The organism is Paenibacillus sp. CH40 (assembly GCF_024213605.1).
In the GTDB taxonomy this organism is placed as follows: domain Bacteria; phylum Bacillota; class Bacilli; order Paenibacillales; family Paenibacillaceae; genus Paenibacillus; species Paenibacillus polymyxa_B.
The window spans coordinates 67,567-81,598 of sequence record NZ_JANAVQ010000010.1 but is presented as its reverse complement, the minus strand read 5'-3'; the positions used below and the strand labels follow the sequence as shown (position 1 = coordinate 81,598).

The following is a 14,032-nucleotide window of genomic DNA, read 5'->3' as shown; positions in this document are numbered from 1 at the left end:
CTTATGCACAAAAAGAACCCTTGTCTCTAAAAGACAGGGGCTCTCACTTGATTTATTAGATACCCACCGCAGCCGAAATCGCAGCAAAAATAGCAGCAACTAACCACAGGATGGGGAATAGCTTGAAGATTACCTTCAGCCACTGTCCAAAGCTGATCCGGGCAATGGCCAATCCCGCCAGCAGTACTCCGCCTGTCGGTGAAATGAGATTGGTTAACCCGTTACCGAATTGGTACGCTGTGACTACTGCTTCACGATTGATACCTACAAGATCGCCAAGGGGTGCAAGTACAGGCATTGTTAGTGCAGCTTCCCCCGAAGAAGATGGAACCAGGAAAGTAATAATATTGTGTGCAACCAACATAATGGTGGTGAACAAGTAACTTGGCAATCCTTCCAGAATGCTTGCGAGTGCATTCAATACGGTATCGATGATCATACCCTGCTCGGCGATGATCAGAATTCCGCGGGCGAGACCTATGATCACTGCAGCGTAGATGAATTCACCACACCCTTTTACAAAATTCTCAGCTATTTCCTTCTGGCTCATTTTAGTAACAACCCCGACAAAAAGACCGAGTGCGAAGAAAAGGGCGCCGATTTCAGTCATATACCAGCCTTTGGCCAAAATTCCCCAGACAATTGCTCCAAGCGTTACAATAAATCCACCTATAATTAATTTGTCCCGAAACGTGAAGACGACGTCCTCACCTGTATTTTCTTTTATAAACTGCTCGCGATTTATAATATCACTCTGATAAACAATGGATTTCTCCGGATTTCTCTTAACCCGGTGCGCATACCACATTGTAAAGGCAATAGAAATCATAGTAAATACAAGCCATTCAATAAATCTCAGCCAGAGCTGAGGATTCCCCTCCACCCCTGCGATCCCCTGGGCAATCAATACTGAAAAAGGATTAACAGTCGAACCAACATAGCCAATTTGCGTTCCCAGAAATAGAATGAGAATAGCAGTCATAGAATCGAAGCCTAAGGCAAACATTAATGGAATAAAAATCGCATAAAGCGGAATAATTTCTTCGCTCATCCCAAAGGTAGAGCCTCCGAGACTGAATATAACCATGGCAATTGGAATAAGCAGAATCCCCTTATTCTTCAGCCGTCTGGCAAGAGCTGTCAGGGCACGGTCAATGGCTCCTGTCTGCAGTATAATCCCGAAGGAGCCGCCCACAATAAGGACAAAAGAGACCACATCGGCGGCATTGATAATCCCCTCAATAGGAGCGCTTAGGATTTGGGGGAGTCCTTGTCTTAAATCACCGTTCTCACCCGTTTTGGGCACAGTGTGATAGGTTCCCGAAACGATCGCGGTTTTGGTCACACCGTTCACTGTAACTTCATGCCGGTCAAATTGTCCGCTGGGTACAATCCATGTCAATGCGGCGACTGTAATAATAATCAAAAATATTAAAGTATAGCTATGGGGCAAGGATAATTTCCATTTCTTTTTCTCGATGTTCATGTTTATCCCTCATTCCAAGAATGGTTATAAGTAACCTTCCCTCCCATAATGGTCAGTATCACTTGGGCATCCCTGATATCACCAGCGGATGCATTAAGAAGGTTGCGGTCAAAAACGGTGATGTCAGCATATTTTCCAGCCTCCAGCGTGCCTGTGACCTCTTCCATATAACAATGTCTGGCTCCATTAATGGTCCATGCTTTTAAAACTTCGGATGGCGGCATCCCATGATCGGGATACCAGCCTCCAGCAGGTGATCCGTCCGGAAATAACCGATGAGAAGCTGAGTACAGTGAATCAGGAACACTCGTGATAAATAAAGGCAGATCAGTCCCAATGGTTATTGGCACGTTAGCCTCCAGCATAGATTTATAATTATAAAATCGGTTTTCATTACCTTTGCCTACCACAACAGGCATATAGGCCTCTTCATAGGTTGGATTCAGTAGCAGGATTTGGGCGTAGACTTCGGCAAAAATTTCGTTTTTGCCCATTCTGATCAAATCATCTGGATGAGGATACTCTAGATCACTGATAGAATGTCTGATAAGGTTATTACCTTGTTGTTCGCGGCATTTTTCAATCATGGATACCGCTTGGCGAATCGCAGCATCACCTTCTGCAGTTAGGCAGCATTTGATACCTTGGCTGTCCGCTTCCAGCACAGAGGCTTCAATTTTTTCGTAATCAACCGTCCTCAAATTCGTGACTTCAGGCATATCTGCGTACGGTTCCAGCATGTCCCCCGTATGATCTGCTACGACGCCGTCAAGCATCAGCTTGTATCCTTGGAAACGAATAAGGTCCCCATTATAAAGTGCTTTATACTTCATACCGGTGCCAATATCCAACGGTTCAACAACGGGTTCAAGCGAGAAATGAAATCGTAGCGGCAGTTCTCCTGTTTCTTTCAATTCTTCTAGAATCGGCAGCAGCTCGCTATGCCGGTCAAAGCCAATATCTTTTATGGAGGTAACTCCTCGTGCAGCTAGTATACGGCAAAACTCCATAAACTCTTGTTTGACAAGGCTGTGATCCTTCATCATAGATTGGAGCAGCAAAGCGCGTGCCTCAGCGCTGCATTGATCCGGCAAAAATTGATATTTCTCCTGAGCCAGTCGGTTCATCCAGCAGTAGTTTTTATTTAGGTTAATGGCAATTACCGCCCGATCAGGGAACAGCTCGTCCAACAAGCTTTGCTCAGGCAGCTTGCCCCAACCTTCCTCGCTCCAGCCGTAAGCGGTTACATCTTTCTCTGGCGGAAGGTTGTTTGCCGCTTGTAGCATGGATTCCATTGCTTCTTCAATCGAGGCTGCATGAGTCAAATCCACGCCCCGATGCATCGACATATATCCGGTAAAAAATACATGGTTGTCATGAACTCCTGGCATGATAAAAGCATCGCCCAAATCACAGACAACCGTTCCCGCTCCTATCCAAGCTTGTGCCTCCTCGGGACGCCCCACTGCTGCAATACATTCTCCTCGCAGTGCAATAAACCCCGGCGAGGCTTCATTTTCTAAGCCATTAAAAATAGCATTTGACAGTAAAACTTTGTCCGCTAATGTATCATTCTTCCCTTGCACAATTTCACCCCCTCATTATTCATCCGCCTCACTACATAACGTAATATAACGTTATAATATAGCTTCTGCTTCTCTTATAGAGTGGAAGCAGAAGCTGCGCCGTACCTGAATACATTTACATAACAGGCAACGGATTTATATTGAGAATTGATAACGGTCTCCAATGATGTACTGTTTACCTACATGAACGGGGCCTCCATGCTGATCATAAATAATCGTGTGCATGTAGAACAACGCCTGTCCGATGGCCGTCTCCAGCAGCTTTGCCTGGTATTCATCCGCCAAAGCGATTTGTAATATCGTCTCTCCTGGTTGGTTAGGATCAATGCTGTATTTATGACGCAACAGTTCGTATACAGAGCCCTCCAACTGCTCTTCCATTAGAAAAGAAAATCGGTCATAAGGATACAAATTATTCTCCAGCATTAGCGGTCGATCACCGGCGTATCTTTTGCGCTGAATATATAACACCTTTTCTCCTTGTTGCAGCTGCAACTGATGTGCAATTTCCTCACCTGCTTCTATGACTTCACGTTCTGTGACCACACTGTGTGAAGATAGGCCGTTGGATTTGCAGGCAGCCGTAAAGCTGATGACATGTTCAATCTTCCGCCCAATTTTGGGTACATTGACAAAGGTACCTTTTCCTTGACGTTTGGTCAGATAACCTTCATGAACCAATTCGGCAATGGCTTTTCTTACGGTAATTCGACTTACATTGTAGGTCTCGCTTAGCTCAGTTTCGGTCGGTATACGGCTTCCCTGCGTAAATGTTCCATTATGAATAGCAGTTTTGACCGCTTTTTGTAATTGAATATATAATGGCTCTGCTTGGTCCGAATTCAACATAATGTGCCCTCACTTGTCATATAACGTTATATTACTCCCACTTAGAGTATCAAATGTTACATATTCTTACAAGTGAAGATATTTGAACATAATTTTTTAGTAGCGGACGCCGTATCCAAAAGAACCTTCTACCAGACAGCTCTGAGCAGCAACCCTCGAGCCTTCTACCATAGCGTCCTGAATGTTGCCATTTTTCAAAAAGCTCAGTAAAAAGGCGGTTATATAAGAGTCTCCTGCCCCCATCGTATCCACAGCGTCCACGGAATCAGGCATTTGAAAATAGAACTTAGTACCATCATAGGCAATAGATCTATCTCCGCCGCGTGTGGCTACCAGAATTTGCCCATCTTTTTTTCGATTGGAGCGGATATAGTTCTGCGTCTCTTCATCCGTCATATGGCTGCAAGAGAAGAAAGCGAAATCGGCGTACGCAATATATTTCTCCACCTGTGCATCTATGAAATCATCCGAAAAGTCAAAAGAAAGAGGGATTCCCAGCATCTTCAATTCAGGCAGCAAGTGCCCTGTATGACTGTACAAGCCGGTGTGAATAAGGTCGAACCCGCCAACATAGGCCTTGTCATCTTCACTCAGCTTCAGCGGATGGAGACGTGTAACTCCTCCCTCATTGCTGCCCAGAAATACTCTGTCTCCGTCTTCCAGGGTTACACGTGCGCAGCCGTTCTCACCGCTGTGATATCTGCACCGTGAAATGTCGATTTCCAGCTCACGGAGAATGTGTTCTACATGCTGTGCTTCGTTATCATCTCCGAATACTCCGATAAAGGCTGCATCTACTCCCGCTTTTTTGGCAAACACACTGAAATTAAGCGCATTGCCGCCAGGATACATCATGCGCAGATGAACATATTTATCTACCACATTATCGCCAATGCCTAGAACTTTCATGATGGTTTCCTCCTGTTGGTAAGTGCGCTTAGTAAGCTACTTTGCCCATATAACGGCGAGTTTCCAGTGGGTGATTGCGTACATTTGCGAGTGCTTCACGATAAACACATACAATGCTGTAAAATAAAACCGGGTTAAAAAACTCGACGACCTCGTCGGCAATAGTTCCGATTCCAAGCTCCTTTGCATCAATCACTTCCACTTTCTCGGCATATTGATTCAGGAAAGTCTGTGCCCGCTCATCCAATGCCCGTGTGCGTCCTTCGTTGATCATCAGAATAAATGGAGTTTCTTTATCCGTTACTTCAAACGGTCCGTGGAAAAATTCACCCGAATGGATTGAAGCCGCATGAAGCCATTGCATTTCCATTAGAGAGCAGATAGCAAATCCGTACGCATGTCCATAAGAAGCTCCGCTGGTCAGGATATAGAAGAGGTCTTCATTGCGATATTTGTCAGCGAATACACTGGCACGCGGTTCAACTTGTATTTTTGCCCGGTTAATAATTCCATTGATTGCTCCCAAGCCGTTCTGGAAAGCTTGATAATGCACATAGCCTTCAGCGATTTGAAGCAGCTCAACAGTAAGCTCCAAAATAATAGCCATCGGGTTATTTTTGACATCGCTCTCATCTCCCCACTCGTAGAGGAATGAATAATCAGAATAATTGAGCAGTGTCGCTTCACTATTGTGGGTTAAGCCGATGGTGTAAGCGCCTTTCTCTTTGGCTGATTTAGCAGCTGCAACCGATTCCGGCGTGTTTCCTCCATGGGAACACACGATGACTACAGCGTTTTTACCTAATCGTTTTGGCAGCGCGTGCACAAACTCATTCGCCGTATACATCCCTGCTACCAACTTCTTTGCTTCACTATCCAGAAAATATTTCGAAGGATACATATCGACTAATGAGCCCCCGCAGGCTACTAAATACACCTCGGAAATCTTCCCACTCGCTTGTTCATAAATCGTTTGAACCGTCTGTTGTACATTCATTTTTACCTCTCCTTTTTATATAACGTTATATAACGTATTGTTTACGAGATAAATATAAGCGCTTTCAATAAAAGTGTCAACCCCAATTATTCGATCAAATAAACTTTTTTTATAACCTGTATTAAAAAAGCTCTAATCCTTGTGTGAAAGGAATTAGAGCTCCTTTTTTAGGTTTAATTCATTGATAGGTGGTTGATAATATCGAGGCTATTCCTGCAATATACGTACAAAAAATATGGTCTTACAAATGGGTTTGTCCGAATAAACTTAAATAGACAAATACATAACATCCAATAATACTCAAGGAGGAAAAAGGACATTAATACATTTATCAGTTATATTTTTCTAGGTCTGTCACTTTCCGCTCCCATTGGACCGATTAATGCCGCACAGTTGGATCGAGGTATCAAGAATGGTTTTTGGCACGCCTGGTTTATTGGGCTTGGTGCAATAACCGCAGACATTATCTATATGCTACTTGTTTATTTGGGAATGATTCACCTTCTTAATGCTCCGTTTGTCAAAGCTTTTTTATGGCTGTTTGGTTTTTTCGTACTTGTGTATACAGGTATTGAAAGCATCAAAAATGCAGGTGTGATTTCAGAATCCGAATTAAGGGGAAATGGTACTACATTAAGTAACTCATTTATGTCCGGTTTTCTAATGTCATTATTTAATCCCCTCTCCATCCTTTTTTGGCTTGGCATTTACGGATCCATACTCGCAAACGTCGCTAATACATATCCAGTACAACAACTAATGATCTATAGCGGAGCGATTGTATTAGGCGTGTTACTCTGGGATGTGACCATGGCAGCCGCTTCAAGTATTTTCCGGAGGTTCCTAAAAACCGGCTTGCTTAAAACCATCTCTTGGATGTCCGGATTATCTCTTATCGGTTTTGGCTTTTATTTTGGCCTACAAGCATTTCAATTACTTTTTTTACGCTAACGCTTAACTTACTGACAACGTTAATGAGATTCCTTGGCGTGCTTTCGGCGAACCCATTGTACAATGAGGTCACATATTGCAATTAACAAGACAAGCAGTAAGCTGATATACACTCCCGGGCGGCTAAGTTTATGAAAAAATGATCCGACCACGGCCATAGCTATCAACAATAATCCAATCCAACGTTTGATATTGTTTGATCTGCCCGATTCCAGTAGCTTACCTGAAGACAGCAAAATAAAGCACCAATTATACAACAGCATTAAACCCGCTGCTGTAGTGATATATTCATATACTTTTCCCGGTAGCAGCAACGACATTACGATGGCTGAGATTAATCCAACGGAGATCAAACTAAGTGCATAAAGAGGATATTTGCCCTTCCACTTCCGTGAAAACAATGTGGGCGCATCTCCTTCCTGTGCAAGCGTAAGCATCATAGATGTCTCTGCATATAGAGATGCTGTCATCGTTGAGAACCCTGCAATAATAAGCACTCCATTAAATAAATGAGGCACAAAAACCAGATGATCGCTGCTAAGCGCAAGCACAAAAGGACTTTCTTTCGGGTTAAAGGCACTTAATGGCACCATAGACACAGCCAGACCAATCGAAAGCACATACACGGCAACCAGTGTAATCAGCATTACCTTGCCTGCTTTAGGTGCATCCTCCGGTTTTTGAAGCCGATTAGACATAATTCCGAGCACTTCAATACCTCCGTATGCATAAAAGGCAAAAATAAAAGATGACCACAATCCTATGCCCCCAGTCGGAAAAAATTCTTTGTAACTGATGGGGAACTTCGGATTATATTTTCCTCCTCCGATCCATCCTGCCAAAAGAGCAACGGCCAAGACCAGAAACATAACAATAGCTGCCATCTTAATGATGGCCAGTACATTTTCAACGCGATCAAAACCCTTATTGCCAAAAAAAACAATCACAAGCCCTAAAATCCCGAAGCCTGCTGCGAATATCCACATCGGTACTTGAGGAAACCAAAAGCGTGAGAATATAGATAGCGCGGTTAGTTGACTCCCATTGATAAGCAATTCTGAGAACCAATACACCCATCCACTGCCGAATCCTGCCCAACTTCCAAATGCTTTTTGGGCATAGGAACGAAAAGAACCCTGTTCAGGATGATCTGCCGTCATGCGCGAAAGGGCATCAAACACCACATATGTTCCCACTGCTGCAAAAAAGTATGCAATCAGCACGGCTGGACCACCTATGGAGATCGCTAAGCCAGACCCGAGGAAATATCCTGTACCAATGGTACCTGCAACTCCTAATAAGCTAAGTTGCCACCATTTTAGTTTTTGATCTTTTTGCTTAACAGCTGAAGACTTGCCCATAATGAAAATCACCCTATTCCTGATATTGAGACCTAGTTCTCCGATATTATGTTTGCCTTCTTCACCATATTTCATGTGGACAGCAATTCATTTCGTTATTTGTGATTTCTAGGATTAGTGTGATTATTTATATAATAAAAAAGCACCAGCAAACTCGTTTAAGGTTTGCTGATACTTTTTCTACATAAAACCAGAGACTTCATTTGGGACTAAATAAATAATTCTTTTATTGCGTTAATTAATTATCAAAATTTAGACAAAGAAAGTGCTTTGTCTGCATTTTGAATATCCATTTGTATTTGCTGATCCGGATCATAAGCGTTATAGTAACCATTGTTCTTCATATAATTAAAAATTTGTTCATGAAGATTAACAGCTTTGCTCAATTGGTCACAAAGAACATTGCGAACTTCCGAGCTGGTTGACTCTGTTAAAGCAAGGGCATAGCTCTTGATTCCGCTTTTAGCTGAAATTAATAAATCAGAAGCGATCACCTGATCCGTCATTCCGCCCATTCCAGTCATGTTCTGAACAATAGAATTCACGTTAATCCTCCTTTAAATTACACGAGCAGATTTCTAAGCTGTTGAATATCTTGTGTACCACCGTTAACATCCTGCTGCAAAATGTTTTTTAAATTTGTGTCTGATACTAAAGGAATCATGGTTTGGGCTTTTGTCAGGCAAGTTGTTTTAAACGTAAGTAGCTCATGTAATTCCAATTTTTCGTGAACTCCTAATTTTTGCAAGGTCAAGACCTCCTTTCTGAAATTGTTATTCCCTGCTGTCGTTGCTATTTATGCATATCCTACAGAATTTCAATTCTGGTGAAAGCTCTAACTGAGTTCTTCTCACACAAAAAAAAGCTCCTTCAAAGCCACAATAATTAATGGTCTTATAGGAGCTTTATCCTAATAGGAACTGAACAGTGAAGACTCAAATTCTAATCATGACTTTTAGGACAAAATCAGATATGGATGCTTCCAGAAAATCCATCCACTTCGTCTTCAGGTTGTTGATCAGAGCTGACGTTGTGCTCCTCCATCGTATTAGTGTACGTTTGAGAGGAGCCATTTTTATAAGCTTCGCTCCAGTCTTCGTTGATTGTGTGTGCCGGGATAATCCAATCTTCCGGGCTATAACCTGGATTATGTACACCTATATTTCCTTGCAAACCGGGATATTCATCCGGTTTAGAGAAAAGAGTCCCTACCTCAATCATGCTCCCTTCATAGGCTTGGCAAATTTCCAATGCAGACAGCACATCCTGGTTCTCAATATGAACACTCAGACCTGTATCACCATTTGTGCTGGCGGAGTATCCAATTTCCTTTAATGTTTCACAGGCTTGGGCGGCTTGCTGTGGATCACGAAATTGAAAACGAAAAGAACCCGTATCCATGTGTTTCATCTCCTCTGAAGTAGCTTATTTGGTTAATTGGGGTTCATCAAGCTAGGTATGTTATTTTTAATATAACCAACCGGAACAGTATTTTTACATTCAAAACCTTTATTTTTCAAAAATTTACTTTAAAGCTTTGAAATTAAATAGTTAAAAAAGCAGCTACTGTGACAAATCGCATGTTTTCGCTACGTAAATCCCTTTATGCTAGTAACAAGGGTATGGTTGCCCGGTCATCCGAGCCGAGCGGTCAAAGGATGCCCAAATCCATACATAAAGGCGGAATGAAGATGATAGATTACCGAACATTGGTGACACAGCAATCCATGCATTTGTATAGCGTGTTTGCCAAGTCATTCAAAAGTGTAAACGAACATGCGGTTGCTGGCATCAAAACGGTGGGCTTCAACCCAACGGCCTTCGCCGTGATGGAAGTTTTATATCACAAGGGCGCGCAGCCAATCCAACAAATTGGAGCAAAGCTGCTTCTGCAAAGCGGAAATGTCACTTATGTTATCGACAAACTGGAAAGCCGCGGTTATTTGCACCGTCACCCGTGCGACCAAGATCGTCGGATTATATATGCAGAATTGACGGACGAAGGACAACGTGTCATGGACGAAATTTATCCTGATTATACACGTCAGATTGAACGTGCCTTTAGCGGAATCAGTGAAACCGAAAGAGATCAACTCATCGGCTTGCTCAAAAAATTGGGCCGTAGCGCTGATAACTTGTCACCTTATCACAAATAGAATGAATAGTAATTTTAGCAACTAATCGTTTGTGAATAAACGAACAATCTTATAGCTGTGCTAAAACGAAAATTTAGATTTACACAGAAAAGTCCACCCTTATATTCATGGGTGGACTTTTTATATACCTGAATAGAGCGAAATATGCCCAAGCTTACGAACAGCATAAATACCTGCTTGCTATCGGCTAAAATGCTTGATCACTACATTGTTAAACACTGCCGGACCGCCATCGGAAAAAAGAGTAATTTTCTGATCCTCTAATCGTGGGAATATTAAGGAGGAATAAGCTACTTCTCCACCATCTACAAACACTTCAATGCTGGTTTTATCGACGAGAATGTTCAGATGGACCTTTTTCTTATTAGCATCAAAAGGCGCCTTGCTCTCTACATATTTTCCACTCTGATCCGGCTGCCCGGTGTTGGCTCTATTTACGTAGGAGTATTGACCGTCCACTGAGACACCCACATCGACATGACGCTTGCCATCCGTCGACTCTCGAAGCCTCAATCCTACATTTTTAATCGTGGACCAAGATACATCCGCCTCTAACTGATAGGCATCGCCTGCTACCGGAAGCCGGTGAGCACCCTCTACTTTAATCGTTCCTAATGATTTTTTGGATGTTTGGAATCGCTCCAAATTGGGTACCGGCTGTGAAACCAAACGATATCCAACATCTTCCGTATGTTTCAGTCGAATTTGGCGAACAATCGAATCCATTCCATTAAAGCCTTCCTTTAGGGTAGGCGTGTTATTGGCATAATCCCAATTATTCATCCAGGCCAGAGCATAACGGTGACTATATTTATCTTTGTCTTTTCCTTCCTCGAACGTAACTGCACCATACCAGTCAAACCCATAATCCAGCCACTCAGGTTCACTGTGATTAGGGAGAAATGCTTCTCCATTAAAATCTCCCGTCCAATAGGCATACGTGTTGGGTCCGCCTGTTGATTTGCTATTGGCGCTCACACCCAGAATCCATTGATAGGTTCCATTATCCGCACGCATCCGGTAAAGGTCAGGACATTCCACAAGCCCAATATTTTCTGTTTGAAAGCCGCTCGTATACCGCCAATTCTTTAAATTATCAGACTCATAAAAGCCAATCTTCGTTCCCTCTGCCATGACCATCACCCATTGATTACGTTGAGTATCTCGGATGATTTTGGGATCTCTGAAGTCCTTTGTACCGGGGTTGGACATCACAGGCTTGTTGCGGTAAGAAGTAAACGTCTTGCCTTTGTCCTTACTGTACCACAAAAATTGTTCCTGCTTTCCGCCATCTGCGGAGGGCTGTGTCACAATGGCTACCAGCGTGCCTTTTCCAAAACCTGCGGTATTATTATCATCGATCACGACCGAACCGGACCAAGGATCTCCATTCGGGTTCGTATATTTTGGAATCGCCACCCCTTCATCTTTCCAATGAACCAGATCGGTGGATGTGGCATGTCGCCATTCTGTACCGTTCTTTTTGGGATAATCACGATTATATAAATAGTAGTAATGATATTTTCCATCCATATAAATAGGCCGTTGAGGATCATTCTTCCACTTATCCGGAACGGTAAAATGATAGGCTGACCGGTAGGTCGGTGTTGATTGCTTACTTTGATTCGCTTGATTTTTTGGAGTTGCAGCAGATTTTTGGGGTTTGCCTGCATCCTGTTGGTACATACTCCAACCCATAGCTATAAATATAGTTAAGCCTGTGATGATTACAACGGATCGTATCCAAATATTCTTGGGAGCTTTTTTTCTCATTATGACGATCCTCCTTACCTCTCATTGCATCGTTATGTATCGTCCGATGGACGACAGATCCGGTTACTACCAAGCTGCCGCCTTCGGACATACTGCTTATACCTACTTATTTCTTGCCATACTCATTTTGGGGTTCTTTTTTGTCCTTTTCTGGATCAATCGTGATTTGCCCTTGTTCCAGAATACCGTTTTTCACAACAGACGTTTTCGAGCCTTTAATATTTAGCAGGAAGCTTGGCGCGAAAGTAGATTTGTGATCCGGGAAAAGCCCACGATTGGTCATATAACTCGACACGACTACGTTATTGCCTTTGCCTTGCGGGATAGCAAAATGGGCATACGTCCAGGTAACATCATCACGATCCAGATCCTGGTGAAGAACGAGACCGGTTCCATTCAGCGGTTTATAAGGCCCTGTCAAGGAAGTAGAAACATAACCCAGCATGTAAATATCATCGTCACCGATCGCATCTACAGTCACCTTGGAACCTCTTGTACTCGTAAATAAATACCACAAACCGTTCATTTTAAACACATTCGCCCGTTCAATTTCATCTGTTACCAGATTGGATGCAATCAAAGGAGGCATTACATTTTTCAACGTATAATCATCATTCAATTCAACGATACCCAGTGCGCCGTTCGCCAGCTCAGCTCCCTTTTTCTTAGGACTTTGCAGCAGGTTTTGTTGCTCTTCCGTGAAAAATTTCTTATTGCCGCCATAATAAGCTGGGTTTTGAATCGAATCTTCGCCCTGATAGCCTGTTTCTGTCCCTGTGTTGGCTTCAAATATAATATATTTGTGGCCTTGATCCTCGACATAGTGAGGGTCTCTAAAGGTATGATTATCCATTTCCACTCCGACGCTTTGCTGTACATTTTGATAGATTTTCCCATCTCCACCGTCATAGATCGATTTCAAATCCTCGACTCCATCTACTTTCAGTGTCTTATCATCAGGCTGAGAGACATTAATTTGAGCCGTGCTCAAGGTTTGCTTGCCGTATAATTTGTTATTCGGATCATAAGGCTGTCTGCTGGTATAGAATAAACGTACTTGTCCATCAGAGGTTAAGGTAGCTGAACCTGACCATTCTTCTGACTGATTTTTTAGAATCGGATCGTTGGCAAGCAGTTTATCATTGTCTTTAAATACTCTGCCAGCGTTTTTCCAGCCGCTCAGTGAAGTATTGCCCGCTTTTTGATAGAACAGGTATATGAATGTATCCTCGCCTCTTTTAGGATCGCCTGCCAGTCCAAAAACGATATTGTACCCCTTGTAATTGGCTACTGTGCCATCGGCATTTTGTAACGGCCAAGAGTCCCAGACATCGAAATCAATCAGCTTGCCTGAGCTGTCGCGACCCATAGCAGAAGGAATATTTTTAATTGTAGACGCATCGAAGGACGGAACCTCATATTTCTCTTTGCCTTGCTGTTTGAAAATATTCAGCATGTCATTACGGGTAATTTGCGTAAATGCATTGTCTGTTTTGAGATCAGATGCATCATTTTCCTCGGCAAAAGCCTGAACGCCACCTCCTAACAGCAAGGTAGTTGCTACTGTTGCAGTGGCTGCTTTACTGAACCATTTGTTAAACTTCAAGTACTCCATCTCCCTTAATCTAATTATGCTTCTAGATTTGAAACCCAACTTTTTGGTTGATAGGGCCATTTTATATGGTATGTCAAACGATTGATATAGACTGAAAAGCCCTATTATGTGAGGTGAGAAAACAGGTTCCTCTATGAATTTCATCCTCATATTTTCCTAGTAATTTTCTGAAAATTCCCCTTTTTTTCATTCCTATTACATTCAGAAATATTTGCTACTTGATTTTTTTCCGTGTCCCGTTTTGCTAGGTTGGTTGCTTCATTCACATGCAAAATCGTTCTAAAATAAATCATACAAAGCCCGATTTGTAAGCGGGTTCAAAAAAATGGTTCCTTAGTACCCTACAGCT

At 42.7% G+C, this 14,032-nt stretch carries 13 protein-coding genes; 2 read left to right on the top strand and 11 right to left on the bottom strand.

Features of this window, described 5'->3' with window-relative positions; genetic code table 11:
- Window positions 1–55: 55 nt before the first annotated feature.
- The 5 genes from NLX73_RS22265 to NLX73_RS22245 form a co-directional block, all read right to left on the bottom strand.
- A complete protein-coding gene (locus NLX73_RS22265) occupies window positions 56–1,486 on the bottom strand; it encodes a YfcC family protein (protein WP_254327360.1) in 1,431 nt (476 codons plus the stop codon).
- Between the two features lie 2 nt (window positions 1,487–1,488).
- On the bottom strand, window positions 1,489–3,072 hold the full coding sequence (locus NLX73_RS22260) for an amidohydrolase (protein ID WP_254327359.1): 1,584 nt from the start codon (window positions 3,070–3,072) through the stop codon (window positions 1,489–1,491).
- A 135-nt stretch (window positions 3,073–3,207) separates the two neighbouring features.
- Window positions 3,208–3,921, bottom strand: a complete 714-nt coding sequence (locus tag NLX73_RS22255) for a GntR family transcriptional regulator (RefSeq protein WP_254327358.1) — start codon at window positions 3,919–3,921, stop codon at window positions 3,208–3,210.
- A gap of 96 nt (window positions 3,922–4,017) precedes the next feature.
- Window positions 4,018–4,830 (bottom strand): PfkB family carbohydrate kinase, encoded by an 813-nt coding sequence (locus tag NLX73_RS22250; protein ID WP_254327357.1) that lies wholly within the window; start codon window positions 4,828–4,830, stop codon window positions 4,018–4,020.
- Window positions 4,831–4,858: 28 nt separating this feature from the next.
- Window positions 4,859–5,827 carry an SIS domain-containing protein gene (locus tag NLX73_RS22245; protein ID WP_254327356.1) on the bottom strand — a complete coding sequence of 323 codons (969 nt, stop codon included), beginning with the start codon at window positions 5,825–5,827 and terminating at the stop codon, window positions 4,859–4,861.
- A 318-nt stretch (window positions 5,828–6,145) separates the two neighbouring features.
- Here NLX73_RS22245 and NLX73_RS22240 point away from each other — a divergent pair, with 318 nt between their 5' ends.
- On the top strand, window positions 6,146–6,778 hold the full coding sequence (locus tag NLX73_RS22240; RefSeq protein ID WP_254327396.1) for a LysE family transporter: 633 nt from the start codon (window positions 6,146–6,148) through the stop codon (window positions 6,776–6,778).
- A gap of 20 nt (window positions 6,779–6,798) precedes the next feature.
- On the opposite strand, the gene NLX73_RS22235 is transcribed toward NLX73_RS22240, so the two are convergent.
- From NLX73_RS22235 to NLX73_RS22220, 4 genes are all read right to left on the bottom strand, one after another.
- Complete coding sequence (locus NLX73_RS22235) at window positions 6,799–8,139, bottom strand: amino acid permease (RefSeq protein WP_254327355.1); 1,341 nt, start codon at window positions 8,137–8,139, stop codon at window positions 6,799–6,801.
- 245 nt (window positions 8,140–8,384) lie between these two features.
- Window positions 8,385–8,684 (bottom strand): spore coat protein, encoded by a 300-nt coding sequence (locus NLX73_RS22230; protein ID WP_254327354.1) that lies wholly within the window; start codon window positions 8,682–8,684, stop codon window positions 8,385–8,387.
- 17 nt (window positions 8,685–8,701) lie between these two features.
- The gene (locus NLX73_RS22225; protein WP_029515813.1) at window positions 8,702–8,887 is read right to left on the bottom strand and encodes a hypothetical protein; all 186 of its coding nucleotides are present in this window, start codon (window positions 8,885–8,887) and stop codon (window positions 8,702–8,704) included.
- A 218-nt stretch (window positions 8,888–9,105) separates the two neighbouring features.
- Entirely contained in the window at window positions 9,106–9,540 is a 435-nt protein-coding gene (locus NLX73_RS22220; protein ID WP_134902329.1) for a hypothetical protein, read from the bottom strand.
- Between the two features lie 290 nt (window positions 9,541–9,830).
- Between NLX73_RS22220 and NLX73_RS22215 the strand changes: the two genes are divergently transcribed.
- The gene (locus NLX73_RS22215; RefSeq protein ID WP_013369372.1) at window positions 9,831–10,295 is read left to right on the top strand and encodes a MarR family winged helix-turn-helix transcriptional regulator; all 465 of its coding nucleotides are present in this window, start codon (window positions 9,831–9,833) and stop codon (window positions 10,293–10,295) included.
- A gap of 180 nt (window positions 10,296–10,475) precedes the next feature.
- Here NLX73_RS22215 and NLX73_RS22210 read toward each other — a convergent pair whose 3' ends face one another.
- Both NLX73_RS22210 and NLX73_RS22205 read right to left on the bottom strand, forming a co-directional pair.
- A complete protein-coding gene (locus tag NLX73_RS22210) occupies window positions 10,476–12,068 on the bottom strand; it encodes a glycoside hydrolase family 32 protein (RefSeq protein WP_254327353.1) in 1,593 nt (530 codons plus the stop codon).
- A 106-nt stretch (window positions 12,069–12,174) separates the two neighbouring features.
- A complete protein-coding gene (locus NLX73_RS22205; RefSeq protein ID WP_302055521.1) occupies window positions 12,175–13,674 on the bottom strand; it encodes a glycoside hydrolase family 68 protein in 1,500 nt (499 codons plus the stop codon).
- Between the last annotated feature and the right edge of the window lie 358 nt (window positions 13,675–14,032).

What these genes read in the sequence shown, in the direction of transcription:
- NLX73_RS22235 (WP_254327355.1), bottom strand. Translation starts at nt 8,139, where the DNA reads ATGGGCAAGTCTTCAGCTGTTAAGCAAAAAGATCAAAAACTAAAATGG.
- NLX73_RS22220 (WP_134902329.1), bottom strand. Translation starts at nt 9,540, where the DNA reads ATGGATACGGGTTCTTTTCGTTTTCAATTTCGTGATCCACAGCAAGCC.
- NLX73_RS22250 (WP_254327357.1), bottom strand. Translation starts at nt 4,830, where the DNA reads ATGAAAGTTCTAGGCATTGGCGATAATGTGGTAGATAAATATGTTCAT.
- NLX73_RS22210 (WP_254327353.1), bottom strand. Translation starts at nt 12,068, where the DNA reads ATGAGAAAAAAAGCTCCCAAGAATATTTGGATACGATCCGTTGTAATC.
- NLX73_RS22255 (WP_254327358.1), bottom strand. Translation starts at nt 3,921, where the DNA reads ATGTTGAATTCGGACCAAGCAGAGCCATTATATATTCAATTACAAAAA.
- NLX73_RS22215 (WP_013369372.1), top strand. Translation starts at nt 9,831, where the DNA reads ATGATAGATTACCGAACATTGGTGACACAGCAATCCATGCATTTGTAT.
- NLX73_RS22245 (WP_254327356.1), bottom strand. Translation starts at nt 5,827, where the DNA reads ATGAATGTACAACAGACGGTTCAAACGATTTATGAACAAGCGAGTGGG.
- NLX73_RS22265 (WP_254327360.1), bottom strand. Translation starts at nt 1,486, where the DNA reads ATGAACATCGAGAAAAAGAAATGGAAATTATCCTTGCCCCATAGCTAT.